23 protein-coding genes are annotated in these 26,451 nt (G+C 64.1%); 4 read left to right on the forward strand and 19 right to left on the reverse strand.

Annotated elements, in window-relative coordinates; translation table 11 throughout:
- Positions 1-4 precede the first annotated feature (4 nt).
- The 6 genes from RUGAMON1_RS18850 to RUGAMON1_RS18875 are packed head-to-tail and all read right to left on the reverse strand — an operon-like array spanning position 5 to position 6,834.
- Complete coding sequence (locus RUGAMON1_RS18850) at positions 5-1,033, reverse strand: FemAB family XrtA/PEP-CTERM system-associated protein (protein WP_445232083.1); 1,029 nt, start codon at positions 1,031-1,033, stop codon at positions 5-7.
- Positions 1,033-1,866 carry an XrtA system polysaccharide deacetylase gene (locus RUGAMON1_RS18855; RefSeq protein ID WP_445231951.1) on the reverse strand — a complete coding sequence of 278 codons (834 nt, stop codon included), beginning with the start codon at positions 1,864-1,866 and terminating at the stop codon, positions 1,033-1,035. The genes RUGAMON1_RS18850 and RUGAMON1_RS18855 overlap by 1 nt, the downstream gene beginning before the upstream one ends.
- Positions 1,866-3,008: a non-hydrolyzing UDP-N-acetylglucosamine 2-epimerase gene (wecB, locus tag RUGAMON1_RS18860; protein ID WP_445231952.1), complete on the reverse strand. Its 1,143-nt coding sequence runs from the start codon at positions 3,006-3,008 to the stop codon at positions 1,866-1,868. Before wecB ends, RUGAMON1_RS18855 begins: the two co-directional genes overlap by 1 nt.
- Positions 3,009-3,020: 12 nt before the next feature.
- Positions 3,021-4,550, reverse strand: coding sequence for a TIGR03016 family PEP-CTERM system-associated outer membrane protein (locus RUGAMON1_RS18865; RefSeq protein ID WP_445231953.1), 1,530 nt, complete (start codon positions 4,548-4,550; stop codon positions 3,021-3,023).
- The gene (locus RUGAMON1_RS18870; protein ID WP_445231954.1) at positions 4,534-5,298 is read right to left on the reverse strand and encodes an XrtA-associated tyrosine autokinase; all 765 of its coding nucleotides are present in this window, start codon (positions 5,296-5,298) and stop codon (positions 4,534-4,536) included. Before RUGAMON1_RS18870 ends, RUGAMON1_RS18865 begins: the two co-directional genes overlap by 17 nt.
- Positions 5,299-5,307: 9 nt before the next feature.
- Entirely contained in the window at positions 5,308-6,834 is a 1,527-nt protein-coding gene (locus RUGAMON1_RS18875; RefSeq protein ID WP_445231955.1) for an XrtA system polysaccharide chain length determinant, read from the reverse strand.
- Between the two features lie 157 nt (positions 6,835-6,991).
- Between RUGAMON1_RS18875 and RUGAMON1_RS18880 the strand changes: the two genes are divergently transcribed.
- A complete protein-coding gene (locus RUGAMON1_RS18880) occupies positions 6,992-7,600 on the forward strand; it encodes an XrtA/PEP-CTERM system exopolysaccharide export protein (protein ID WP_445231956.1) in 609 nt (202 codons plus the stop codon).
- A gap of 192 nt (positions 7,601-7,792) precedes the next feature.
- A complete protein-coding gene (locus RUGAMON1_RS18885) occupies positions 7,793-8,461 on the forward strand; it encodes an N-acyl amino acid synthase FeeM domain-containing protein (RefSeq protein ID WP_445231957.1) in 669 nt (222 codons plus the stop codon).
- Here RUGAMON1_RS18885 and RUGAMON1_RS18890 read toward each other — a convergent pair whose 3' ends face one another.
- Together RUGAMON1_RS18890 and RUGAMON1_RS18895 are read right to left on the reverse strand one after the other, a co-directional pair.
- Positions 8,462-9,217: a S1 family peptidase gene (locus RUGAMON1_RS18890; RefSeq protein WP_445231958.1), complete on the reverse strand. Its 756-nt coding sequence runs from the start codon at positions 9,215-9,217 to the stop codon at positions 8,462-8,464. It lies immediately after the preceding gene.
- Positions 9,211-11,586 carry a hypothetical protein gene (locus RUGAMON1_RS18895; protein ID WP_445231959.1) on the reverse strand — a complete coding sequence of 792 codons (2,376 nt, stop codon included), beginning with the start codon at positions 11,584-11,586 and terminating at the stop codon, positions 9,211-9,213. Before RUGAMON1_RS18895 ends, RUGAMON1_RS18890 begins: the two co-directional genes overlap by 7 nt.
- A gap of 185 nt (positions 11,587-11,771) precedes the next feature.
- Here RUGAMON1_RS18895 and RUGAMON1_RS18900 point away from each other — a divergent pair, with 185 nt between their 5' ends.
- Both RUGAMON1_RS18900 and RUGAMON1_RS18905 read left to right on the forward strand, forming a co-directional pair.
- Entirely contained in the window at positions 11,772-13,052 is a 1,281-nt protein-coding gene (locus RUGAMON1_RS18900; protein ID WP_445231960.1) for a nucleotide sugar dehydrogenase, read from the forward strand.
- Positions 13,052-14,113, forward strand: coding sequence for an SDR family oxidoreductase (locus RUGAMON1_RS18905; RefSeq protein WP_445232084.1), 1,062 nt, complete (start codon positions 13,052-13,054; stop codon positions 14,111-14,113). Before RUGAMON1_RS18900 ends, RUGAMON1_RS18905 begins: the two co-directional genes overlap by 1 nt.
- On the opposite strand, the gene RUGAMON1_RS18910 is transcribed toward RUGAMON1_RS18905, so the two are convergent.
- From RUGAMON1_RS18910 to RUGAMON1_RS18960, 11 genes are all read right to left on the reverse strand, one after another.
- Entirely contained in the window at positions 14,070-15,461 is a 1,392-nt protein-coding gene (locus RUGAMON1_RS18910) for a SpoVR family protein (protein WP_445231961.1), read from the reverse strand. The genes RUGAMON1_RS18905 and RUGAMON1_RS18910 overlap by 44 nt on opposite strands.
- The gene (locus RUGAMON1_RS18915) at positions 15,458-16,603 is read right to left on the reverse strand and encodes a DUF444 family protein (RefSeq protein ID WP_445231962.1); all 1,146 of its coding nucleotides are present in this window, start codon (positions 16,601-16,603) and stop codon (positions 15,458-15,460) included. The genes RUGAMON1_RS18910 and RUGAMON1_RS18915 overlap by 4 nt, the downstream gene beginning before the upstream one ends.
- A 9-nt stretch (positions 16,604-16,612) precedes the next feature.
- Positions 16,613-18,541: a serine protein kinase gene (locus RUGAMON1_RS18920; protein ID WP_445231963.1), complete on the reverse strand. Its 1,929-nt coding sequence runs from the start codon at positions 18,539-18,541 to the stop codon at positions 16,613-16,615.
- Positions 18,542-18,646: 105 nt separating this feature from the next.
- Positions 18,647-19,558, reverse strand: coding sequence for a LysR family transcriptional regulator (locus tag RUGAMON1_RS18925; RefSeq protein ID WP_445231964.1), 912 nt, complete (start codon positions 19,556-19,558; stop codon positions 18,647-18,649).
- 102 nt (positions 19,559-19,660) lie between these two features.
- Positions 19,661-20,077, reverse strand: a complete 417-nt coding sequence (locus RUGAMON1_RS18930) for a hypothetical protein (RefSeq protein ID WP_445231965.1) — start codon at positions 20,075-20,077, stop codon at positions 19,661-19,663.
- 596 nt (positions 20,078-20,673) lie between these two features.
- Complete coding sequence (locus tag RUGAMON1_RS18935; protein ID WP_445231966.1) at positions 20,674-21,063, reverse strand: Hpt domain-containing protein; 390 nt, start codon at positions 21,061-21,063, stop codon at positions 20,674-20,676.
- 58 nt (positions 21,064-21,121) lie between these two features.
- The gene (locus RUGAMON1_RS18940) at positions 21,122-21,997 is read right to left on the reverse strand and encodes a proteasome-type protease (RefSeq protein ID WP_445231967.1); all 876 of its coding nucleotides are present in this window, start codon (positions 21,995-21,997) and stop codon (positions 21,122-21,124) included.
- A gap of 58 nt (positions 21,998-22,055) precedes the next feature.
- Positions 22,056-22,859, reverse strand: coding sequence for a transglutaminase family protein (locus RUGAMON1_RS18945; protein ID WP_445231968.1), 804 nt, complete (start codon positions 22,857-22,859; stop codon positions 22,056-22,058).
- Between the two features lie 13 nt (positions 22,860-22,872).
- Positions 22,873-23,823, reverse strand: a complete 951-nt coding sequence (locus RUGAMON1_RS18950) for an alpha-E domain-containing protein (RefSeq protein WP_445231969.1) — start codon at positions 23,821-23,823, stop codon at positions 22,873-22,875.
- 9 nt (positions 23,824-23,832) lie between these two features.
- Entirely contained in the window at positions 23,833-25,263 is a 1,431-nt protein-coding gene (locus RUGAMON1_RS18955) for a circularly permuted type 2 ATP-grasp protein (RefSeq protein ID WP_445231970.1), read from the reverse strand.
- Positions 25,264-25,338: 75 nt separating this feature from the next.
- The gene (locus RUGAMON1_RS18960; RefSeq protein WP_445231971.1) at positions 25,339-26,415 is read right to left on the reverse strand and encodes an ABC transporter substrate-binding protein; all 1,077 of its coding nucleotides are present in this window, start codon (positions 26,413-26,415) and stop codon (positions 25,339-25,341) included.
- Positions 26,416-26,451 lie beyond the last annotated feature (36 nt).

The raw sequence follows: 26,451 nt of genomic DNA on the forward strand, positions 1-26,451 counted from the left end.
GGCGTCAGCCCAGTTGCCGCACGATGTGGGGCCCGATCGCATTGGCCAGCGACAGGGGCAACAGGCGCCACGCGCGTATCAGCAGTTGCAGGCGCGGATTCAAGGGCTGGACATCCTTCAGCTGTTTGCCTCGATGTAGTTGATAGTCGTAGCGCAGCGGCTGCGGCTCGAAGCCCCAGTTCTTCTTGAACGCGAACGCGCCGGTGCCGTACTTGCTGCGGCCGAAGTCGAACAGCCGGCGGCCGCGCTCGGTGGCGCGCCGCATCACTTCCCAGTACATGAAGTCGTTGCCGGCGTGGACCCGGGCGGCGTCGCCGCCGCCGCCGTAGTAGGGCAGGATTTCGTCGCGGAAATGGAAACTCAGCACCGAGCAGATCGCCTGGCCGCCGCGCTGCACGCTGAGGATTTCGCAGTCGTCGCCAAAGGTCTGCTGCAACATGCGGAAATAGCGGCGGCTGAACACCGGCGTGCCCAGCCGATGCACGCTGGTGGCGTAGTTGTCGTAGAAGCGGTCGCTGTCGGCGTCGATCACGCTGCTCAGGCCGGCCGCCATGCCTTTGCGCACCATGGCGCGCTGCTTGCGGGGGATGGCCAGCAGGTTTTGCTCGGGGTCGGCGGCCAGCGGCTTGCGGAAGGTGGCGTACAGGTCTTTGTGCAGCCAGTCCGCATGGATCGATTGCAGCTGCCGGTATTCCAGATGGTCGACCCGCAGCCGGCGGGCCAGTTGCTGGGCCGCCTGGTCGACCGCGGCGGCCGCGCCTTCCTCCAGCGCGGCCACGCCGCCGTAGACGCAGAACGGCAGCGAGCACAAGGTGTTGCCGAACAGCCGGCTGTTGACCTGGGCCAGCGGCAGCACCGCCTGGATCTGTCCGGCCGCTTCGGCATACAGATACCAGGTGGGGTGGCCGAAGGCGTTTTCTATCACCTGCTGCCAGCCGGCGCGGTGAAAAAAGGTGGCGTCGGGGCAGCGTTGCACGAAGGCGTCCCAGCGCGCGCGGTCATGCGTCCCCATCTGTCCTACGCTCCACTGCATCATGCGTTCCCCAGAAAGAGGTGGTCGATCCGGCCCCATTGAAAATCGCGCAGCAGATGAACGATGCGTCGCTCCATCCGGTGCAGGTTCAGGTAGTGGCGGAAGCGGGTCTTGAAGCCGATGCCGCGCTGGCGCGGCTGGCCGGGATCGAGTTCCCACGGATGAAAATAGAATATGCCAGCTTGGCCATCGACCGAATTGATGCGCCGCAAGGCCCAGCGGGACGCGGCGTAGGGCAGCAGGCGGAAGTAGCCGCCGCCGCCGGCCGGCCAGTTGCGTCCGAACAGGCGAACGGTGCTGATCGGCAGTTCCAGCACGCCATGCTCGCCGCGTGGGCGCCAGGCGAAACGCGCGCCGTCCGGCATGCCGTAGTGGTCGTGGCGGATCGGATAGATGCTGGAGCTGTAGCGGTAGCCGGCGGCGTACAGGCTGTCGAGCGCCGCCAGGTTGGCGGCGCCGATGGAGAAACTGGGCGCCCGATAGCCGAGCACGGCTGTGCCGCTCAGCTGTTCCAGCAGTTGCTTGCTGCGCCGTATGTCGTCGAGAAACTGCGCCGGCGTCTGTTCGTTGGCGCGCAGGTGGGCGTAGCCGTGGCTGGCCAGCTCGTGGCCGCCGGCCACGATGCGCCGCACCAGCGCCGGATAGCGTTCGGCGATCCAGCCCAGGGTGAAAAAGGTGGCTTGGGTGTGCTGTTGCGCCAGCAGGCCGAGGATCAGGTCGACGTTGCGTTCGACCCGGCATGGCAGCGTGGCCCAGTCCGCGCGGCGGATGTGGCCGGCGAAGGCCGACACCTGGAAATAGTCTTCGACGTCGATCGACAGGGCGTTGCGCATCAGCTGGCCTCCCTGGCGGCGGCCAGCCAGTGGCCGATGTGGCCGGCGATGCGTTCGGCCGCGTGGCCGTCCCAGCAGGCCGGGATGCGGCCGGCCTTGCCGCCATAGCGCAGGATGTCGCGGCTGAGCGCCAGGATGACGGATGGATCGCGGCCGGCGATGGCGTTGCTGCCCTCGGTGACCGTGACCGGGCGCTCGGTGTTGTCGCGCAGCGTGAGGCAGGGCACGCCGAGCGCCGTGGTTTCCTCCTGCACGCCGCCCGAATCGGTCAGCACCAAGCTGGCGTCGCGCATCAGGCCCAGCATGGCGCGGTAGGATTGCGGCGGCAGGCAGGCGACGCCCGGCACATCCAGCATCTGGCCGAGTTCATATCGCTGCAGCATGGCGCGGGTGCGCGGGTGCAGCGGGAACAGCACCGGCACCTCGTCGCTGAGCTTGACGATGGTTTCCATCAGCAGGCGCAGGCGGCGCGGATCGTCGACGTTGGATGGCCGGTGCAGCGTCAGCAGCGCGTAGCGGCTGCCGTGCTGGAGGAAGCCGGCCAGGTGCACTTGCCGCAGCACCTCCAGCACCGGCGTGGCCCGCTGCAATTCGCGCTGCAGGGTGTCGATCATGACGTTGCCGACAAAGTGGATGCGCGAGGCCGGGATGCCCTCGCGCAGCAGGTTGCTCATGCCGCTCGCTTCGCTGGTGAACAGCAGCGTCGACAGCTGGTCGGTGAGGACGCGGTTGATTTCCTCCGGCATGGCGCGGTCGTAGCTGCGCAGGCCGGCCTCGACGTGCAGCACCGGAATGTTTTTCTTGGCGGCCGTGAGCGCGCACGCCAGCGTGGAGTTGACGTCGCCGACCACCAGCACGGCCGCCGGCGCGCTGGTGTCCAGCACCGGCTCGAAACGCTGCATGACCAGCGCGGTCTGCAGCGCGTGGCTGGCCGAGCCGACCTGCAGCTGCACATCCGGCGCGCGCATCTCCAGCGCGGTGAAGAATTCGCCGTCCATGTCGGCGTCGTAGTGCTGGCCGGTGTGGACCAGCACGGACTCGAGCGGATACTCGGCGGCGGCCAGCGCGCGCAGGATGGGCGCCATCTTCATCAGATTGGGGCGGGCGGCGACGACGCAGACGATGCGGGCGGGCGAGGGCATGGCTGGCTCCGTTTAAAACGCCACCATCAAGGCCGCGCCGATGCCGTTTTCACGGTAGTTGCCGCCGGCATTGCTGCTGTGGCGGACATGGCGCAGATCGACGCTGGCGCTGACCTTGGGCTGCAATTGGTGGTTCAGGGACATGGTCAACGCGACGTTGCGGTCGGTGCGGCCGGTGCTCAGCGATTCCGCCCTGCTGAGGCTGGCGCCGATGGTGAGGTTGCTGCGCGGCGACATGCGGTAGTCCCAGCCGGCCTGGGCGGTGTTCTGGCGGGTGCGGTCTTCCAGCGCCAGTTGGTCCGGGCCCAGCAACGGGCTGTCGATGGCGTTGCTGGTCTGGGCGGTGCGGCGGTTGCTGCTCAGGCTGAACGCCAGCGCGCTGCGCGGGCCGCTGTACACCGTCGCCAGCCTCAGGTCTTTTTGCAGATAGTAGCGATGGCTGAAGAAGTTGACGTTGCCGTTGGGGCCCAGTATCTGCGACACCAGCAGGAACAGCTTGACGGTCTGCGAGCGGGTCTGCGGATCGGGGATGCGGGTGGCCCACAGCTGGTACAGGAAATCGCCCAGGCCGGTGGGCGGAATGCTGAGGAACTCGCCGTGGGTGGTGGTGATGTCTTCGTTGTAGTTGAGCGTCCAGAACATGCTGCGCAAGCGGTATTCGGCGTCCAGGCTGTAGGTGTTGCCGAAATAGCGGCGTCCCACGCTGGCGGCGAGCCGGGTGCGCGGCGACGGCGTCCAGTTGCCGCCCAGCGACCAGTGGCGGCCGTGCGGCTGGGCGCCGGTCGAGTGGTAATCGTTCTTTTCGTAGCCGCCGGTGGCCAGCAGCGACAGGCGGCTGTTGAGCGGGTAGCTCAGCGTCAGCGCGACGTCGCTCATGGTGACGGTCGGCAGCGCGGCGTCGGCGGTATTCCTGCGGTTGGCGCGCAAGTCCCAGTTCCAACCCTGGCCGCCGTTGTCGCCGGTTAATTGCAGGCTGGTGTCGTCGCTGTGTACGCTGATCAGGCGGCCGCTGCTGACGCGCTGGTAGTCGTAGCGCAGCTGGGCGGTGGCCAGGCCGTGGAAGTAGTGCTTCAGGTAAGGACTGACGCTGGTCGCGCGCACGGTGCTGTTGTTGCCGGTGACCTGGGCCGGATCCACCAGCTGCGGGCCGAACGCCGAAACGTTCTGCTGGCTGATGCTGGAGCGGGCATCCAGGTACAGCCAGTCGCGCAGCACATCGGCGTGGCCGCTGGCGTCCAGTTGCTGGGTGCTGCGGTCGGCCTGGCGGGTGTAGGCGATCCGTTGCAGCGAGTAGTCGAGCGTCAGCTGGAGCCGGGGACCGCTGGTGCTGACGGCGATGCCGGGCGAGACCTCGGTGGTGAACTCGCCGCGGGCCTGGCCCGGTGGCGCCAGGTTCATATTGTCGCTGTAGGATTCGCGCAGGCGCACCGACGGCGTCACGGTCCACTCGGCCGGAATGGCGCAGGCCGGCAGCGACAGCAATACCAGCATGCCGAGCTGATACGGAGCGCCGCGCGGAGCCAGGCTAATCATAATAACCATAGTATTCGCCGCCCGGAAAGGCTTTGCTCTTGTTGTAGATCAGGCTGACATGCGGACACTGCTCGATGTGGCGCAACGCTTCCTTGACCGCATGCTGGCTGGTCGTCTCGGACTCGACCACCATGACGATCTGGCCCATCTGTGACGCCAGCACGCTCGCTTCGGTGGTCATCAGCAGCGGCGGCGAGTCGAAGATGACGATGCGATCGGCGTAGCGCTCGGCGATCTCGGTCAACAGCCGGCTCATGCTGCGGCTGGCCAGCAATTCCGTGGCGTGCTTGTTGGCGCGTCCGGCCGGCAAGATGCTGAGCGTGGCGACGTTGGTCCGCAGGATCACGTCCGACAGTTCGGTGCGCTCGCGCAGCAGGATGTCCATCAAGCCCGGCTCGGCGGGCAGGCCCAGCACCTTGAGCACCGAGGGCCGCGCCACGTCCGCGTCGACCAGCAACACCGTGATGTCCATTTCCATGGCGATGCTCATCGCCAGGTTGACCGCGCAGAAGGTCTTGCCTTCGCCGGGCAGGGCGCTGGTGACGACGATCAGGTTGCCGTGCCGCAGCGCGGGGATGTCGCGGTCGCCGCGGGCGTTGCGCAGCAGGGGCCGCTTGATGATGCGGAAGTCCTCGGCCACGGCGGTGCGGCCGCCATCGTGGGTCACCATGCCCAGTTGGCTGAGCCGCTCGAGATTGATCTCGACGTGGCGCGGCGCGCCGGTGCTGGACAGTGTATGTTCGGTGAATTGCTCCATGTGCTACTCCTAATATCGGAACGCCGCCATCGCCAGCACGGCGCCGTAGGCTACAAACAGGCAGGACAGCGCGGTGCCGAAGGCGTAGCGACCCTGCTTGCGTTTGATTTTCTGGATGTCGGTCCAGTTCATCGACACTGTGCCCAGCACCGGCAGGCCGGTGCGTTCGCGCAGCTCGCTGGGGCTGAGGAAGGTGGGGCGCACCTGGCTGATCAGCAAGGCCGCCGCCAGCCCGGTCAGCAGCGCGCCGCCCAGCACCAGGCTGGACAGCAGGATGCGGTTCGGGCCCACCGGCGTCAGCGGCACCGTCGGCGGGTCGATGATCTTGAAGGTCATCATCTCGGTGGTGGAGCTGAGCTCGCCAGACAGCTTGGCCGCCTCGCGCCGCCCGATCAGTTTTTCGTAGTTGTCCTTGTTGATCAGGTAGTCGCGGTTCAACTGGGCCAGTTCGGATTCGACTTCCGGCACCGCGTTCGCCTGCGCCAGCAGGCGCTGATGGCGGGCGGCGTACTCCTGCACGCGGGCGCTGACGGCCGCCACCTTGGCATCGGCCTCGGTTTGCGCGACCTTGAGCTGCTGCAGCATCGGGCTGTAGTTCTTGCCGGGATCGCCCGCCGGCTTGAGCTTGCTTTCCTCGACCTTGCGCGCCTCCAGCTGCGCCACCAGGCGCTTGGCGGCAATGATGTCCGGATGCAGCTCGGTGTACTGCATGCGCAAGGCGTCGAGGTTTTTGTTCAGGGCCGCGATGCGCCCGTCGATCTCGGGGCTGTCGATGCTGGCCGGGTTGATGTCGGCCCCCAGCACCGGCTCGTCGCCGCTGATCTGGCTGCGGATGGCGTTGCGCGACTGCTCGGCTTCGAGCAATTCCAGCCGGGCGGCGTTCAGCGCGTCCGCCGATTGCATGATCTGGCTGCTGTAGTCGACGCCCTGGCGTGGCAACAGGCCGTTATTCTTTAATTTGAATTCCTTGACTGAATTCTCGGCCGCAATCAGTTTGTCTTCATAGGATTTAATCTGCTCGTCGATGAATTGCACGGCTTTCCTGGTTTCGCCATTCTTCCCTTTGAAACTGCCTTCGACGAATATCGTCAACAGCGATTGCACGACATCGCGCACCAGTTTCGGATTGCGGTTGTTATAAGTGATGGTGTAGATGTCGTAAGTATTGGTGCCGCCGATTTTAATCTTGCTCATTAATTCGTCCAATTGCTGTTCGTGATCGCGCGCGGTCTTGGCGTTCAGGTCCAGGTCCACCATGCGCATCACGCGTTCGACGTTCGGGCGGCTGAGCAAAGTGCGGCTCATGATCGACACCTGCTGCTCGACGTTGGGCACGCTGGTCATGCCGGACAACAGCGGCTTCAATATGCTCTGGGTATCGACAAACACCCGCGCCGTGGTCTGGTAATCGTCGGGCAGCAGCGCCACCTTGGTCCAGCCGGCCAATGCCACCAGCCACATGACGGCGATCGCGTACCAGCGATATTTCCATATCCCCTGCAAGCTGATTAACAACTGGCTAATCATCTGCTCCATGATGTGTTTTCTCCGGTAGCTTGGACAAGGTGAATCCAAATTATATGGCTCGGAATATGGGGTTTTTTTCTTAACTGGGCAGTGATTGAGCCAGATCAAGCAGCGGGGGACGGCTTTTCTCAATCATGGAATCCGGACTATTCAAACGGGATTCGTCATGCATACTATTTCGCGTATTGTCTTTTCTGCCGTGCCTGCTTTGCTGTTGGCGGGCTGCGCGCACCGCGTCGCACTGGCGCCGGAAGCACCGGTGGCGCCCCAGGGCGATTATCTGATCGGCGCCGGCGACACGGTCAACATCAATGTCTGGCGCAATCCGGAGGTGTCGGTGAGCGTGCCGGTCCGGCCCGACGGGAAAATCACGACGCCGCTGGTGGAGGACTTGCAGGCGGCCGGCAAGACCTCGACCCAGCTAGCGCGCGACGTCGAAAAGGCGCTGGAAAAATACATACAGCAGCCGGTGGCGACCGTCATCGTCACCAGTTTCGTCGGCCCGTACGACCAGCAGATCCGGGTCATCGGCCAGGCGGCCAAGCCGCAGGCGCTGGCCTACCGGCAGGGCATGTCGCTGATGGACGTGCTGATCGCCGTGGGCGGCGTCACGGATTTCGCCGCCGGCAACAAGGCCAACATCATCCGCACGGTGAACGGCACACGGCAGAGCTTGCCTGTCCGCCTGCAGGACCTGTTGCGCGACGGCGATATTTCTGCCAACGTAGCGGTGTTGCCCGGCGATGTATTGGTGATCCCCGAAAGCTGGTTCTGAGGAACAAAAATATTTCAAATTTCGGGGAACTTTTCATCCACAAGGCAGGTCTGAAGAGCATGAGCCCAGTTTGTCCTTTGCCGACAGCTGGCCGACAGACCTGACAGGATGCCAACCGTGCAATATGACGACGCAATAGTTTCTTTTGAGGCCGGTCCAGGCCTGCGCGACCTCGTGGTCGGCGAAGGCGACATGAACAAGGAATTGGACCACACCATCGACCAGCAGATATTCCACATTCGCATGGCCAACTCGCAGGGGAGGCGGGAGGCGGCCAGTTTGTTGCTCAAGAAGATGTACGGGTGGCGCGGCTATGCGGTCGACCCCAACGCCAGCCACGCGCTGAACAAGATCACGCTGTTTGCGGAAACCGGCGGACAGACCGTGGGCACCATGTCCCTGTGCCTGGACAGCGAGGAGGTCGGCCTGCCCGCCGATGAAAACTTCCGGGACAAGCTGGACGACCTGCGCGCCCAGCACCGGCGCCTGTGCGAGCCTTCGCGGCTGGCGATCGACAAGGGGGTGTCCAAGCGCGTGTTCGCGGCGCTGATCCACATCTCCTATATCTATGCGCACAACATCCACGGCTATACCGACTACGTGATCGAAGTCAACCCGCGCCATGTCATGTTCTACAAGCGCATGCTGGGCTTTCGCGATTTCGGCGGCGAACGGCCGTGCACGCGGGTCGGCGCGCCGGCCGTGCTGCTGCGCCTGGAGCTGGACTATATGGGCGAACAGATCCGGAAGTTCGGCGGCATGATGGAGCAGCAAACCACCGAACGTTCGTTCTACCCGTATTTCTTCCCGACCTGGGACGAACCGGGTATCACCGGGCGTCTGATCGGCGGCAAGACCTGACTATTTCGGCGGTGGCGTTTCGAGCAGGCTGGTGGGGATGGCGTAGGCGATGCCGCTGGGCGCCGAAATTGCCGCCTCCTTGACGCCCTTGACGAACACCATGTTGACCACGCCGATAACCTCGCCGGTGTCGGGGTCGAACAGCGGGCTGCCGCTGTTGCCCGGATAAGCCGTGCCATCCAGCTGGAACACGGCGTAGGTGGTTTTTTGCAGCTGGTTCAGCAGCTTTCCGTCGAGCTTGCTTGAACTGATCGAGGGCATGGCCACGGGCGTAATCGCCGACACGGTGCAGCGATGGGTAACGTGGCGCAAGCCAAGCACCATGCCGAGTGGGAAGCCCATGAAGGCCAGCGATTTCCCCTCGCGCACCTTGGCCGAGTCGCCCATCCGGAGGGCGGGAATCGGCGCGCCCTGCACCCGCAGGCGGGCAAGGTCGTGTTCCTTGTCGATCATCGTCACGGCGGCGGCACGGAATTGGGCGTTGTCGCCCTGACGCACCAGTATGCCCAAGTTGTCGCCCTGGTCGGTGCGCAACAGCTCGTTGACCACGTGGGCGGCGGTGATCACGGTCAAGCCATCTTCGACCACGAAGCCCGAACCGACAAACGCCAGCGCCGGGCTGCGGGTCTTTTGAAAACTGCCGATGCCAACCACGGAAGGCTTGACCAGCTCGATAGTACGGCTGAGTTCGTCCGCGGAGACGGGCAGGAGCAGGTTCAGCGCCAGCAAGGCCGGCAAATAGAGGGGTTTCAACATGGGGTGCTCACGGCAGGGGGGATGGAGGGGACGGGCCGCAGCGCGGCGGCGCACAGCAGCAGCATAAACAACACGGTGATGCGGGGGACGTCGAACAGGCTGTCGAACAGGCCGACGACCTGAAACGCGCCCAGTGCGGCCAGCAAGGCCAGCGCCTGGGCCGCGTCAGTGTCCTCGCGCGCGCGGCGCAGCAGCTCGGCGGCGGCGCTGGACAGCAGGCCGACATAGGCCAGCAGCCCCGGCCAGCCCATTTCAAAATACAGGTTCAGTCCCAGGTTCTTGAGATGCCAGGGCAGGTGGTGACGATCGCTGCTGAAGAACCAGTAGTTGTTGGCGTCGGAAAACGTACCGTTGCGCACCAGGTCATGCTGGTTGTCGAGATTGCGCAAGCTCACATTGTCGATATCCAGCGCGGCGTGTTCGCCTTCCACGGCGATTTCCAGCTGCACCCGCCGGCCCGCCTGTCCCAGGGCGCCGGACGAGAGCGGGAATTGATACCTCTGCCAATGCGGCGCATGCGGCAGCCGCCGCATAGGCAGGGGAATGCATCCCTGTGGGTAGAGCAGCTGGCGTTCGCACACATTCACTTGCAGGAAGGCGGGCGGTCCGCCGTTCCATACGTCCAGCGCCAACAGGTAGGACGTCGCGCTTTCGATCGGCACGATTTGCAGCAGGCGCAGGAGTTCACCATAACCTGCCGAATACTCTCCGGCGGACAGGCGCAGAAAGCGATTGCCATCCCGATCCAGGTAACGGTAGCCGGCCGGGACCTCGTGCTGCTGGTTGCGCCAAAAGTACAGCGAGGGGAATTTACCCAGGCCCGCGCCCAGCATCGCGGTGCCCAGGTCGTCGTCCATCAGGCTTATCGCGTTGTTCCAGTGCCGCAAGCGCGCGGACAGATCGCTGCCGGTGCTGGCGAACCGCTCGGCGACGAAGTAGCCGTTGTAGACGGGGACGGCGGTTGCCAGCACCATTGTGCAGGTCAACAGCGCGGTCAGGCTGCCGCGCCGCAGGCGCCACAGCGGGCGCTGGCGCACGACGTTGAACGCGAGCGGCGACATGGCCGTCAACAGCAAGCCTGCGCTCGGCGCCAGCGTGGCCGCGCCGGCATGGTGATAGGCGATCCATACCGCGTTGACCGACAGCCCCGCCAAGGCCAGCATGGCTAACGGCAACAGCGGGCGCTGGCGGCAGGCTGCCAGCGCGAACGCGGCCAGCGACACCAGAAACAGCAGATAGGGGCTCTTCAGGATGGCCACCGGCGGTTCGCCGACCGGCAGCAACCACGCCAAGCCGCCGGCCACCACGGCGCCGCAGATCAGGCTGCTCGCCAGCACGAGCGGCCGCAAGGGCAGGGCGGAGAGGATCAGGGCCGCCGTCAACAACGCCAGCGCCGCGCCAAGGCCGCGATAGCCGCTGCTTTCAAATACCACGCCCAGCACGCAGGTGGCCAGCGCGGCGGCGGCCACGACGATGAGCGGTGCGCGCCAGCGGCGCCTGAGCGGCGCGGTGCGCAACGCCCCCATCAACGGGATGCCGGCCACGATGGACGCGGCCAGCGCATAGGCGCCATACAGCCCGCGCGAAAAGGTCGCCAGGCCGGCGTACAGCGCCAGCGGCAACATCAGCAGCGCCGCCGCCTGCCGCGCCGGCCGTTGTTTGCAGAACAGCCATGCCGCCAGCAAGGGGAAGCTCATCGCCAGGTAGCCGTCCAACGCCGCGCCGCCGGTGTGCATGGCGGAGAACGGCGCCGTGATGCGATAGTCGCTGGAGAAGTTGAGCAAGCCCGGAAATTGCCAGCGCTCCCAGATCGCCGCGGCGCTGACCAATAGCAGGCCGGTCAACATGCCGGGTATCAGCCAACGGCGCAGGCCGGCCAGATCGGGACCAAGCGCCTGCTTCAACGGCGCCAGCAGCACGTAGCTCCAGAACCACGCCTTGCCGACGCGCAGCGCGTTGTAGGGGCTCAGGTAGTTGTTGAAGGAGTTGGCGTCGATGGGCGGCAGCGGCTGCAATCCGCGCCACAGCGCGATGCCGCAGGCGCCGGCCAGCAGCCACAGGCTGAAGCGGAACAACGGCGGAAACACCGGGCGCATGCCGCTGGTGTCGAAGTGCCAGTAGCAGACGCCGGCCGTCAGCAGCAGCAACAGGTCGATTTCCTCCAGAAAAAACCAGCCGGTATGCGGCGCCAGATCCAGCACGGGGAGCAAGGCCGGCAAAGCCATCAGCCACAGCACAGGTCGCCACCACAGCAGGGCGCCGTATCCCAGCAGGATGGCTGAGAGCCAGCTGTCATGCAGGGGATAGACACTCAGCGCCAAGATCAGTCCGCCGAAAAATGCCACGGAAAGGAGGCGGACGCACATCATGAAACTCTCCTAGGCGAACGGTAGGCATAGAGTAGGAACTCCCGTCATGCCACCCTTTGATGCACCACAAACGAAACGACCTTGCGGCGCAATCGGCGCTGGTTTGCGACACCTCAACAGCCACCGGGAAGCGCTCCGTAGAATCGGCCGAGACGCAAGTTTAACGCTCAGACGCGAGGTGAGTTATGGAAGTGGTGGCCGTGGTGGGTTTGGGATATGTGGGTCTGTCGCTGGCGGTGGCGTTCGGCGCGCGCCGCCGCACCATCGGTGTCGACCTGTCTGCGCGCAAGGTGGCGAGCTACCGGCGCGGCATCGATCCGGGCGGGGAAGTGAGCAGCGAGCAATTTGCCTCCGCGCGCCTGCTGGAGATGGGCTGCGATCCGGCCGCGTTGAGCGAGGCCGACTTTATCATCGTGGCCGTGCCGACGCCGGTGGACAGCGCCCATCAGCCGGACTTTTCCGCGCTGGTCGGCGCCAGCCAGTCGGTGGGGCGCTACATGAAGGCGGGGGCGGTGGTGATCTACGAATCCACCGTCTACCCCGGCGCCACCGAGGAGATCTGCATCCCGGTGCTGGAGCAATGCTCGGGACTGAAATGGCAGCGGGATTTCCATGTCGGCTTCTCGCCCGAGCGCATCAATCCTGGCGACAGCGAGCACACGCTGGCGACCATCCGCAAGATCGTCGCCGGCGACGACCACGCCACCTTGCAGCGCGTGGCCGCGCTGTACGAGGAAGTGGTGGATGCCGGCGTGCATCGGGCGTCCAGCATCATGGTCGCCGAAGCGGCCAAAGTGATCGAGAATACCCAGCGCGACCTCAATATCGCGCTGATGAACGAGCTGGCCATCATCTTCGACCGCCTGGACATCGACACGCTGGAGGTATTGCAGGCGGCCGGCACCAAGTGGAATTTCCTGCCGTTCAGGCCAGGCCTGGTGGGCGGCCATTGTATCGGCGTCGACCCCTATTACCTGACGCACAAGGCGGAAATGCTGGGCTACCATCCGCACGTGATCCTGGCCGGGCGCCGCATCAACGACGGCATGGCCAAGTTTGTTGCCGAGAAAACGGTCAAGGAAATGGTGCGCGCCGGATTCAAGCTCAAGGGATGCAGGGTCAATGTGCTCGGGCTGACGTTCAAGGAGAACTGTCCGGACTTGCGCAATTCCAAGGTCGCGGACCTGATCGCCGAGCTCGAATCGTATGGTTTGCAAGTCCATGTACACGACCCGGTGGCGGACCCGGACGAAGCACACCACGAATACGGCGTGCGGCTGGAGCAATGGGACGAACTGCCCTGCGCGGAAGCGATGATCAGCGCGGTGGCCCATCGCGAGCTGGCGGAGCGCCCCTTGCAGCAGGTCCGGGCCAAGATCGTCCAGGACGGTTGCTTCATCGACCTCAAGTCACAGTTCGACGAGCGGGCTTTGCGCGAAAGCGGACTCAACGTCTGGAGGCTATGATGGCCGACTACGAAGACGGCACGCCCGTCACCACCTGCTACCAGGACGCGCGCGAGCGCCTGCAGCAGCAACAGTACCGCTGGCTGATCACCGGGGTGGCAGGTTTCATCGGATCGAACCTGTTGCAGACCCTGCTGGAGCTGGGACAGCGGGTGGTTGGACTCGACAACTTCCTGACCGGCTACCGCCACAACCTGGAGCAGGTGCGGGATGCGGTGGGGCCGGAAGCCTGGCGCCGCTTTGAATTGATCGAAGGCGACATACGCGACGCGGCCACCTGCAACCGTGCCTGCGACAGCGTCGATTTCGTGCTGCACCAGGCCGCGCTGGGCTCGGTAACGCGCTCCCTGCGCGAGCCCCTGCTATGCAACGACATCAATATCGGCGGCTACCTCAACGTGCTGGAGGCGGCCCGCCTGGCCGGTGTGCGGCGCATCGTCTATGCCGCCTCCAGCGCCAGCTACGGCGATCATCCCGCCCTGCCCAAGCAGGAGGCCCAGATCGGCAAGGCGCTGTCGCCGTATGCCTTGACCAAGTATGTGAACGAATTGTACGCGGACGTCTATGCGCGGTGCTACGCCACCGAATGCATCGGCCTCAGGTATTTCAATGTGTTCGGGCCGCGCCAGGACCCTTCCGGCGCTTACGCCGCGGTCATTCCGCAGTGGATCGCGGCGATGATAGGGCGGCGCCGGCTGGTGATCAACGGCGATGGCGAGACCAGCCGGGATTTTTGCTATGTGGCGAATGCCGTGCAGGCCAACCTGCTGGCGGCGTTGACTGATCGTAAGGACGCGGTCAACCAGGTCTACAACGTCGCGCTCAACGCCCGCACCAGCTTGAACGAACTGTACCTGATGCTGCATGGCTTGCTGGTCGAGCGCTACCCGCACTTGCGCGACTATCAGCCGGAGTATGGCGAATTTCGCGCCGCCGACGTGCGCCACTCGCAGGCCGACATCTCCAAGGCCAGGGAACTGCTGGGCTACGCGCCCACCCACGATCTGCGGCGCGGACTCAGGCAGGCTTTGCGCTGGTATGTGGAGTATCTGGGTGGCTGACCGTCAATGTACGCGGCACACCGCGAAAGTCCACCGTCAATAAGGTGACGGGCTTGCGCCAGATGCGGGCCACGTAATTGAGCACTTGCTCGGCGGCGGCCAGGTCCAGTCCGCGCCCATCGCTGGCGTGGTCGTGCCGCAAGACCAGGTTCTGGTCGTCCTGCACCTTGTCGACGGCGATCCGCGGCGCGCCGTAATTGTATTTCGGCCCCAGGATAGCTTCCCTTACCTCGTGAATATCGCGGCTGACCATGCGCGTCTCGCCATCCTTGCGCATCTGGTAGCTGAACAGGCCCAGCTCCGAAGCCAGCTCCGCGTCCAGGTAGTTGCGGATGAAGCCGAAATCGTCCTCCTCGCCGCAAATCCGGCGCGCCGCCTCGATGCCTTGCCGCTCGACGATGCGCTCCCACATGCTGAAGCCGAGGTGGTAGGGATTGACCGCCAGCGCCAACTGCTGCTCGCCCGCGTAAGGCCGCACCACGTCGGAGTGCGCCTTGAGCGCTTGCAGGTAGATCGCGTGCGGCAGGAACTCCGCCTCCCGCAACAAGCGCGCGTGCCAGTAGGAAGCCCAGCCTTCGTTCATGATCTGGCAGGCATGCACCGGATAGAAATAGAACGACTCTTCACGCACGGCCAGGAATATGTCGCGTTCCCAGTCCTGTAGTTCCGGCGCATAGTGTGCTATGAACCACAGCAAGTCGTATTCCGGATGTGGCGGCACGGGCGCGCGCCCGCTTGCCGACGGCGTCGCAGCCGGCTCACCCGGCAGGGATCGATAGCGTTGCTGAAAATGCCCGGATGCAGCCTCCGGCAACGCTGCTTGGGCGTCGGGGTAGGGCGGCCGGTACAACTCCTGCTGGATATCGATGTGCGGCTCCAGCGCCAGCGCCGCGTCCAGCACGGCCTCCACCCGCCGCTGGCCGTGCCGCGCCAGTGCCAGTTCCAGGCGGTGGGCGCGGGCCGCGCTTTGTTCGACTATATGTCCGCCCGCCATTTTCAGGAAGCGGTCGAACAAGCTGTTGCGCCGAACGAAATCCGCATGGCCGATCACATGGGCGGCCACCAGCGTGTTTTCGGCCAGGCTATTTTGATTCATCATGTAGGCCCGGCACGGATCGCCGGGGAACATCACCTCAAAGATGCGCGAGTGCCCCATGTTCTGATGCAGCAGCTGGTGGATGTAGCGCAGGCCGAACGACCAGTGATGCATGCGCACCGGCACGCCGTACACCGCGATTTCAAGCATGAAGTTCTGCGGCACCAGTTCGAAATCGACCGGGCAGTATTCCAGTCCAAGCTCGCTGGCGAGCTGCTCGATCCGGGCGGTCCAGTCTTCGAGCGTACTCATACCCTTTCCTCGGCGGCAGCCTGCTGCGTCAGAAATTGTTTCAGCGCGCCGATGATGTCCTCGCTCTGGGTCAGCACCACGCTGGACAAGGGTAGCCCCTGCCGCTCGCGCTCCTTCCACAGCCGCCCCATCTCGGTCTCGAGCATGCGCGGCATGCCGGGCAGGGTCTCGACATAGGCGAGATAGTTCATGCGGCCGGCAAGTTGGCCCAGCAGCTTGCTGGCCGCCGTCCTGTCTTCGGAAAAGTTGTCTCCGTCCGAGGCGTAGAACAGATAGCTGTTGTAGCTGCTGGCGTCGTAATGCTGGTCGAGCAGCGATCGCGCGAGCTCAAAGCCGGTGGACGCCATCGTGCCGCCCATGCCGCTGACCTCGAAGAAATCCTTTTCGTTGAACTCCCAGGCGCGCGCCGCGTGGGCCAGAAAGCGCAGCTCCAGCTGGCGGTAGCTGCGGCGCAGGCCCTGCAGCGCGAGAAAGAAGAAGGTCTTGGCCAGGCGCCGCTCGGCCTGCGTCATGCTGCTGGAAACATCGAGCACCATGAACACCACGGCGTTGCTGCTGGGACGCGGCCGTTCCACCAGCTGGCGAAAGCGCAAGTCTTCATTGGTAAACGCCGCCGGCGCACGCTGCACCGCGCGCCGTTTGACGGCCTCCTTGACGGTGCGGCGGCGGTCCAGCCGTGAACGGGCGCCGTGTTTGTCCCAGCCGCGATGCAGCAGTTCCGGCTGTTCCAGCGTGGCGTTGCCGCGCGGCTGCAGCGACGGCAGCTGAAATTCCTGCCACAGCCAGTCGACGATGTCGTCGATGGCGAACTCCATCATCAACGTGACCGCGCCCGGCGCATTGCCGGCGCCGCCTTCATCGCCGAAGCTGTCTTCCGGCGGCAGCAACAGGTCGCCCGGCTGGCCGGGCCCCTGGCCGGCGCCGGTGCTGCTATTGTTTTCAGCGAGGCGAAAGCGCGCATGCTCCAGCAGCCGCAGCGGCACCTGCACGCTGCGCTGGCCGGGGGCGCTCATCAGCTCGGACGAGGAGATGATCTCCGGCAGGTGATCGCGCACGGCGTCGCGCACCTTGTCGTTGTGCCGCAGCCAGTCGCGCGCCCCCCGGGAGAACAATTCATACCAGTCGCGTTGGCCTGTCTGCATGGTCCGGCCTCATTCCTGCGCCAACAGCGTGGTGACATAATTCAACGCTTCCCGCGCACAATGGCTGTCGTAGCCATACTCGTCGACCAGACGCTGCTCCACTGCGGAGATCTTGGTGCGCACCTCGTCGTCGGGACGTTTGCTGGAACTGACCAGGCGCAGCACATCGCGGCGCTGCTCGAACAGATATTGCTGCAAGGCGTCGCGCAGCTGCGCGTGGCTGCCCAGGCCGAAGCGTTGGCCGCGCTTGTACGCGCTCATCGCCTTGCGCACCACCTCCTGCCGGAAGGACTGTTTGCCGGAGTCGGAAATCGCGATTTTCTCCTCGACCGCGCGCAGGAAGCGCTCGTCCGGCCGCCGTTCTTCGCTGGTAATGGGGTCCTTGACCTGGCGGTTGTCCAGCATGGCTTCGACCTCGTCCAGGTACTTGCCCAGCAAATCCTCGATCTCTTGCTCGAACGAGACGAACAAGGCCTTGTGGACGTCTTCCTTGACCCAGCGGTTGTAGAAGTCCTTACGCGTCAACACCAGATAGTCGACCCATTTGCGCTTGCGGGCCGACTCTATCCGCGCGTCGCTCTCGATGCCATCCTTCAGCGCCAGCAACAAGTCCATCGTGGTCAGGCTGCTGCGGGAGGACTGGATGATGGCATTGGACAGGGCATTGATGACGAAGCGCGGCGACACCCCGGACAAGCCCTCGTCGGGCGCTTTTTCCTTGCTGCGCAGCCGCTGCGCGTCGGACGGATGGACGCCGTCGACGTCCTCGCCGGCGTGGATGCGCACGCGCCGCGCCAGTTCGCCGTCGCGCTCCTCGCCTTCGTGCAGGCGCGTCAGCACGGCGAACACGGCGGCCGCGTGCAGCACGTGCGGATCCAGGTGCACGCTGCGGAAGGCCGGCGCGGCCGCCAGGATCAGCTTGTGGTAGATGCGCGCCTCGTCCCGGTAATTCAATGTGTACGGCACCTGCACGATCACCATGCGATCCAGCAAGCCTTCGTTCTCGCTCTCCTGCAGGAACTTGCGAAACTCGGCGAGGTTGGTGTGGGCGAGGATGGTCTCGTCGAGATAGATCAACGGGAAACGCGCCACCTTGACGTTCTTTTCCTGCGTCAGCGTCAGCAGCAGGTAAAGGAACTCCCGCTTGACCTTGAGTATTTCGATCATCTCCAGCATGCCGCGGCTGGCGGCATACACGGCGCCCGACCACGACCAGGCGCGCGGATCGCCTTCGTCGCCGAACTCGGCCACCTTGGACAGGTCGACCGAGCCCACCAGGTCGGCGATATCGGCCGTATTGGGATCATGTGGCGCATACGTGCCGACGCCGCTGCGGCCGGCCTCGGAAATAAAGATGCGCTCGACCGGCATGCGCAGGAAGTCGCCGCTCAACTCGTGCTCCAGCCGCATCCGGCAATGGGGGCACAGCTCGCCGGCCAGGTCGACGCCGTAGGTCTCGCGAAAGCCCGGCCGCATGGTGTGCGGCACCAGATGCAGCGGCGATTCGTGCACCGGGCAACCGGCGATGCCGAACATGGCGCCGGCGTCGGTGTAGCTGTATTCCTCCAAGCCGCGCTTGAGTCGTATGACCAGCGTGGATTTGCCGCCGGACGGTGGCCCCAGCAGCAGCAGCAGGCGGCGCCCGACTTCGGAACCGGCCGCGGCAGCCTTGAAATAGTCGGCCACGCGCGCCAGCGCATCGTCGATGCCGAAAAGTTCGTCGGCGAACAGCTTGCAGCGCAGCTTGCCGTTTTCGTCCTGCTGGCCGCTCCAGCACAGCATGTCCCAGATATATTGATGCGAACTGCGCACGAACTGACAGGGCGCCATCGGCAACACCTGCTCCATGAACTGCGCGAAGTTGCCGCTCCAGTGTCCCGCCCGGTGCTGCCGCGTGAAGGCCTGCAATTGCTCCCGGTATTGTTCGCGTTGATCCATCGTCGCATCCTCTCCTGTGCAGTCAGCACAGACAAGTATCTGCGCCAAAACGGGCAGGCTATATGAGGTGCATCAAATGGACTCGGGGATTTTTATGGCTGAAAATCAGTCAGCGCGGTCCCACGGCGGCGTGCCGGAAAATTCATCGACCAGGAAATCGATCATCACCCGCACCTTGGCGCTCAGGTGGCGGCGGCTGGGATAGACCGCCAGCACGTCGATATCTGGCATGTGGTAGTCCGGCAGTACCCGCACCAGGCGGCCGGCGCGCAGGTCGGCGCCGACCAGGAAGCTGGGCTGCCAGATCACGCCCAGGCCGCCCAGCGCCGCGCCGCGCGCGGTGTCGCCGTTATTGGTGTGCATGACGCAGCGCACCTTCACCGTATGCGGCTGCGCGTTGGCGTCCAGTAGCTGCCATTCGTCCGCCGTGGCCGCGTAGCTGTAGCCGATACAGCTGTGTTGTAACAATTCGGCGGGCTGCATGGGCATGCCGCGTTGCGCGATGTAGGCCGGCGATGCACACAGGATGTTGCGCGAAGTGGCTAGTTTGCGCGCCACGTTGGAGGCCGAACCGGCCCGCGAGATGCGGATCGCCATGTCGTAGCCTTCCTCGACGATATCGACCACGCGGTCGATCAGCGCCACGTCCAGCTGCACGTCGGGATATTTCTGCATGAACCTGGCCCACAACGGCGCCAGGTGCAGCACGCCGAAGCTGAGCGGGGCGTTGATGCGCAGCACGCCCTGCGGCTGCATGGTGGCGGAGGAGACGATGGCTTCGGCCTCGGCCACATCGTCGAGGATGGACTTGGCGCGCTCGAACAGCGCCTCGCCGCTGGAGGTAAGCGACATCTTGCGCGAACTGCGGTTCAGCAGCCGGGTCTGCAGATGCGCCTCCAGATCGCTGATGTAGCGGGTCACGTTGGCAGGCGATGTGTCGAGCGCGTCCGCAGCACGGGCAAAACCTTCCCTGCGGACTACCTCAACGAACACTTCCAGTGCACGCAACCGGTCCATACAGCGCTCCATTCATGTTTTGTAAAGTATAAATCAACAACACAATAAAAAAGCCGCAGCACCGGACGGGTGTTGCGGCTCTATGGCGGAGGAACAAGGTGCTCAGCGTGGCAGGTAGTTCACGTTGGCGGCTTCCTTGATCACGCGACCGGCGCTGATGGTGGCGTTGCCTTGTATGCCAGCGGAATTGCCGTGATACATGCCGACCAGTCCGACCGCAGCCTGGGCATCGCCGGCGTTGGCGGCGCGCTCGAACAACTGCTGGGCTTCACCGCGCTTGGCCGGGTTGGCCAGATAGCGCAGCGCCAGTTCGCGCTGGGCCACTGGCGACCCCTGCTCGGCCCACTCTTGCAAGCGGCGCTCGGCGGCCGGCTGGCCTTGCGGACCCAACTGCATGGCGGCGGCTTCAATCGCGGTCGGCGAGGGGATTCCGTCTTCCTGAGCCTGGCAAGCGATCAGCGCTCCCACCAGCACCAGCACCGACGATACCAGTACGCCAGACTTGTTGAATAATTCCATATTTTAGTTACCCTTGGTTAAAGCAGTACCACCGTCAGTGAGGAAAGCCTTCTACCGCGCTGTCCTGGGCTATACCCGAGACCTTCTACTGTGGCACTTCAAATGCTGCGCGCGTCATTCAGCTGTCTCGACGCAATGCACCATTATACTTGCACTGAGACAAATTATCAATTCCGCAAGATGCCATGGTGCAATAAATTTATCTTTCCATTCTACAAAGTCCTGGATAAACATGGCGCACACTAGGTTCTGCCTTGCTAGCAGGCTTGGATTTGCTGCTACGGGTCGGATATTAGCACGAAGCTTTTCGGCCTCCTGTTAGCTAGCCGATATTCAGGGTAACAATTGTAACCATTCGTTAAGAGGGGGAAAAAAGCGCAGAAAGGACGCGCTTGGTTGCACTGCAGCACGGATAAGTATTCACAATTACTGAATAATACGCCCGATGTTTTTGGTTTTTTATGCTCGTGGCGTTGTAAATAGTTAACTCTGAGACAGCGAAATACTGATCAGGTCATCATGAGGCGTGGCGCGCATGCCCGCGGTCGTGGTGACCGCTGGTGAAAGTGCTGGCAGTCCAGCGTGTAACTGTAACGTCAGGCTTGGGAAGTACCTTGCAGCCATCCGTCGGCCGATTGCAATACCAGCCGATACTCTGATTCCAGGTCCAGCAATAGCGCCGGGACTTGATCCAGCAGACGTCCGGCGATAGCCTGCTCCAGTTTGAGCGAGGCCGCCACCAGGCGCTTGGCGCCGAGCGTGCCTATCGATCCCCGCAGGCTGTGCAGGATCTTGCCGGTGTCGGTGTAACGCTCTTCACGCAGCGCGACGGCGGCCTGCTGCATCGGCGCCATGCCGGGAGCGCAGGCGTCGCGCACGATTTTCGATACGACGGCCAGCGCTTTATCGTCATTGCCCATGTACTTGAGCAAGGTATCGACCGAAAAGACTTGTTCTTCGGCTACCGGCGGTAAGGCGTCAGACATGCATCGCTCCATCCAAGGTGAAAACACTTTGCATCATACTCTTTCCCGAAGGCCAGTGTTACTGTTGCCCGTCATGGAACTGTTGCGTCAGCGTCTGCAATGGCGCGCTCGACTGCGGCGGCATCGCCACATGCGGCGGCGGCGCCACGCGCACCGGCTGGCCGCCGGCCTGTGCCGAATGCAGCACATTGCTGGTGGCCTCCGGCGCCGCGTCCCAGACCGGGTGGTCCAAGCCTTCGAATACGCGCTTCAGTTGATGGCCCCAGGTGCTGCGTATCATCTGGAAATACTGGTTGCGCTCGTCGATGGTGACGAAATGGGTGACCGCCAGCTTGTCCGTCTCATACACCAGCAAATCGAGCGGCAGGCCGACCGACACATTCGAGCGCAAGGTCGAATCCATCGAAATCAACGCGCATTTGGCGGCGTCGTCCAGGCTGGTGGCGGGGGTGACCACGCGGTCGATGATGGGCTTGCCGTACTTGGCCTCGCCGATCTGGAAATAGGTGTTTTCGTCGTGCGACTCGATAAAATTGCCGGCCGAATAGATCTGGAACAAACGGCAGCGCTCGCCCTTGATCTGACCGCCGAAAATGATGCTGACGTTGAACTCGATGCCGAACTCGGCCAGTGCCTTGGCGTCGCGCTCGTGCACCTGGCGCACGGCCTCGCCCAGCAGCCGGGCCGCCTCGTGCATGCTGGTGGCGGTCCAGATGCTGTGGCCGTCGGCGTTCTGCTGCTCGGACACCAGCTGGCGTATCGATTGCGAGATCGACAGATTGCCGGCGGTCATCATCACCATCATGCGCTCGCCGGGGATTTCAAACACGCTCAGCTTGCGGAAGGTGCCGACCTGGTCCACCCCGGCGTTGGTACGGGAATCGGATAGAAACACCAGCCCGGCATTGAGGCGCATGCCCACACAATAGGTCATCGTTACAAGTTATTGATTAGAATAATTATTATTGTACACCCCGCAGTTGCAGCCCAATCTACTGCGGCACGATCTGTACATCCACGCTCATCGACTCGGTGCCGCCGCCGCGCCGCACGCCGCGCACCGGCGCCGCCGCATCGTAATCGCGGCCGATGGCCAGGCGGCAATAGGCGTCCGTCATCAGCCGCGCGTGGGTCACATCGATGCTGACCCAGCCGGCGTAATCCTTATCCTCGGCCCAGGCGTCCACCCAGGCGTGGCTGGCGGCGTGTCCGCTGGTTTCCGGGTCGATATAGCCGGACACGTAGCGCGCCGGTATCCCGTGCGCATGGCAACAGGCCAGGAACAGGTGCGCATGGTCCTGGCACACGCCTTCGCCCAGCGCCAGCGCGTCGCTGGCGGTGGTGGTCACTGCGGTCGCACCGCTTTGATACCGGACCGCACCAAAGATGTGCTCAGCCAGGCGGATCAGGTCCTTGGTCTGGGCCTTGCCGTCCGGCAGGCAGGACGCCGCCAGCTCCAGGATGCCGGGCGTGGGCTCGGTCAGCCGCGTCGACACGGTGTAGATCAGCGGCGACAGGCTGTCGCCGTTCGGGATGCGGCCCTGTTTCGGACTGGTGGTCTCGACCACGCCGCCGGCCACGATGGTCAAGCCCTGGTGCGGCACGTTCATCGTCATCATGTGCGACAGGTTGCCGTAGGCGTCGGTGTAGGCGTGCACATGGCCCGGCATGGCGATGTTCCACGACAGCACGTGCTGCTGTGCCTCGGCGCGCGGCGTCAGGTGCAGCTGCTGGATGGTGTAGGCCAGCGGCGTGGTGTAGGTGTAGCGCGTTTCGTGACGTATCGTCAGTTGCATAGAGAGCCTCGTTTCAAGCCGCCAGCGGCACCAGGAAATCGCGGCTGACGCGGTTGCCCAGTTGATAGATGTCGGCCAGGAAGCCGGTCAGGGTGTCGTGCAGGCCGGCCGCCAGGATGTCGTCGATTTTGCCGAATTGCAGTTCGGCGTGCAGCCGGCCGGCCAGGCGTTCTGTATCGGCGGAGACGTCGTTGCGCACTTCGCGCAGGTTCTGGACCACCTCGTCCATGCAGGCCAGCAGCGAACGCGGCATGTCGCCGCGCAGCATCAGCAGCTCGGCGATGCGCGCCGGGGTGATGACGTCGCGATACACCTTGCGGTAGATCTCGAAGCCGGACACCGAGCGCAACAGCGCGCCCCAGTAATAGAAATCGCGCTGGGTCATGGCCTCGCCGGCGCTTTCCGCGCCGCCGCCGTGGAACTTGACGTCGAGGATGCGGGCGGTATTGTCGGCCCGCTCCAGAAAGGTGCCAAGGCGGATGAAATGCACGGCTTCGTCGCGCAACATGGTGCCAACGGTGACGCCGCGCGACAAATGCGAGCGGAACTTGACCCATTCGAAGAACTTGCTGGGGTCGTTTTCCAGCAGGTCGCTGTCCAGGCGTTTTTGCATGTCCAGCCAGGTCTGGTTCTGGATTTCCCACACTTCCGTGGTCAAGGTGCCGCGCACGGCGCGGGCGTTCTCGCGCGCTTCGGTCAGGCAGGCCACGATCGAGGAGGGGTTGTCCGGGTCGCGCACCATGAAATCGATGACGGCGCGCGCCTCCAGCGAGTCGTACTTGCGGTCGAATGCGGCTTGCAACTCGGAGATGCCGAGCATGGCGCGCCAGCCATGGGCGTTCTCTTCGTCGGACTGCGGCAGCATCGACGTCTGCACGTTGACGTCCAGCATGCGGGCGGTGTTTTCGGCGCGCTCGGTGTAGCGCGCCATCCAGAACAGGTGATCGGCGGTACGGCTTAACATGGGCTCTCCTTAGCGTTCCAAAATCCAGGTGTCCTTGGTGCCGCCGCCTTGCGACGAGTTCACCACCAGCGAGCCTTCCTGCAGGGCCACGCGGGTCAGGCCGCCCGGCACCATCGAAATGGTCTTGCCGGACAACACGAAGGGACGCAGATCGATGTGGCGCGGCGCGATGCCGCTTTCCACGTAGGTCGGGCAGGCCGACAGGGCCAGCGTCGGCTGGGCGATGTAGCCGTCCGGCCTGGCGATCAGGCGGCGGCGGAAGTCCTCGATCTGCTGTTTGGTCGATGCCGGGCCGACCAGCATGCCGTAGCCGCCGGCGCCGTGCACTTCCTTGACCACCAGCTCGGGCAGGTTGGCCAGCGTGTAGGCCAGATCCTCCTTTTTGCGGCACTGGTAGGTCGGCACGTTGTTCAGCACCGGTTCCTCGCTCAGGTAAAACTTGATCATGTCGGGCACGAAGGGGTAGATCGACTTGTCGTCCGCCACCCCGGTGCCGATGGCGTTGGCCAGCGAGACGCGCCCGGCCCGGTACACCGACAGCAAGCCCGGCACGCCCAACGAGGAATCCGGGCGGAACGCCAGCGGATCGAGGAAATCGTCGTCCAGGCGACGATAGATCACGTCCACCCGCTTGGGGCCGCGCGTGGTGCGCATGAACACGGTGTTGTCGCTGACAAACAAGTCCTTGCCCTCGACCAGTTCCACGCCCATCTGCTGAGCCAGGAAAGCGTGTTCGAAGTAGGCCGAGTTGTACATGCCCGGCGTCATCACGACCACGGTGGTATCGTTGATGCCCATCGGCGCCACCGAGCGCAGGTTATCGAGCAGCAAGTCGGGATAGTGGTCGACCGGGGCGATCTTGTTGCGGGCGAACAGTTCCGGGAACAGCCGCATCATCATCTTGCGGTCTTCCAGCATGTAGGAGACGCCGGACGGCACCCGCAGGTTATCCTCCAGCACGTAAAACTCGCCCTGGCCGGCGCGCACGATGTCGACCCCGGCGATATGCGCATAGATGTCCGACACCACCTTGATGCCCTGCATCTCCGGCCGGTACTGGGCGTTCTTGTAGATTTGCTCGGCGGGGATGATGCCGGCCTTGATGATGTTCTGGTCATGATAAATATCATGGATGAACATGTTCAGCGCCCGGACCCGCTGCACCAGCCCGGTTTGCAGCTGCTTCCATTCGCCCGCCGGGATAATGCGCGGTATCGTGTCGAAGGGGATCAGCCGCTCGGTGCCGGCATCGTCGCCATAGACGGCGAAGGTGATGCCGACCCGGCGAAAGGTCAGGTCGGCCTCGGCCCGCTTGCGCTCGATGGTCTCGGCCGACTGGCGCTGCAGCCAGCCGCAAAACTCGCGGTAGTGTTCACGTACCTCGGCGCTGGCATGGTGGGCCAGCCCGTCGGCGGTCATTTCGTTGAAGAATTTAGCCATATCGAACATTCCCTGATGAGTACATTTCTCTTCTATCAAGAAACGTGCCAGAAAAAATGCCCGATATTGGTGCGTCTACTGGGTCATGTCGATCTGCCAGAAGCCGCTGCTGGTTTCGGTCTTGTGGGCCACCATCGCGGCCGGCAGGGTGACCTTCAGCGCCGCCATGCGGACCGGATCGACCATCACCGTCGGCGTCATCTGGCGCAGGATGGGCATGACGTCCGGCTTGGTGTGGCGCTGCAGGATCCTGGCCGCCTGGTTGCCGGCCAGCCGGCCGACCTGGGTGAAATCGGCGCCCACGTACAGCGCCGCGCCCGGCACCCGCACCATCGCCAGCGTCACCACCGGCACCTTGTTCTCGATGCCGAAATCGCCCAGGTCGATCGCCGCCTCGTAGCGGTGCAGGCCGTAGTAGGTGTCCAGTGGCACGGCGAACAGATCGACGCCGCGGCCGCCGTTGTACAGCTCCTTCAGGATAGGCGCGATGGGGTCGGTCTTGTTCACCAGGCGCGTGCTGACGTCCAGGCCCAGCGGCTTGCCGTCGCGGGTGGCCGCCGCCACGTTGGCGACGCCGTTTTCATCGTCGGTATGCACCATGCCGATCCGGTGCGCGTTGGGGAACACGTCGCGCACCAGCTTCAGCGAGTCCGCCATGTCGGTGTACAGGGTGGAGCCGGTGGCGCCTTCGCCGCCGTCCACCAGCGACACGCAGCCGGCGTCCTCGGGATTGGCCACCGCCGTGAACACCAGCGGGATATGGGCGTCGACCAGCATGCCGCGCGCAAACTTGGTGGCCGGCGTGCCGATGGTCAATACCAGGTCGGGCTTGGCGGTGACGATGCGGCTGGTTTCCTGGCGTATGCGCAGCAGCACGCCCAGCCGGCTCCAGAAGCCGCCTTTTTCGACATCGAAGTCGATCGCTACGCGGTTGATGCTCAAGTTCTTGCCTTCCACCAGGCCGCTGTCCTGCAGCGACTTGATAAAGCCGTTGTAAGCCTGCTGGTAGGGTTCGATGTCGGTGACCTGCAAGATCTCGACCTTGAAGACGCGGGCGTCATCCATGGTTTCCGGCGGCAGGGGTTCGAAGGAGAGGGCGTTGCCGGCGCACAGGGCCAGCGCGATCAGGGGGAGGGTGTAGGATTTTTGCATGGTGGTCTAATTGCTGTCGATGCAACAATTAGACCA

Source organism: Duganella rhizosphaerae, from assembly GCF_040364205.1.
Taxonomy (GTDB): domain Bacteria; phylum Pseudomonadota; class Gammaproteobacteria; order Burkholderiales; family Burkholderiaceae_D; genus Rugamonas; species Rugamonas rhizosphaerae.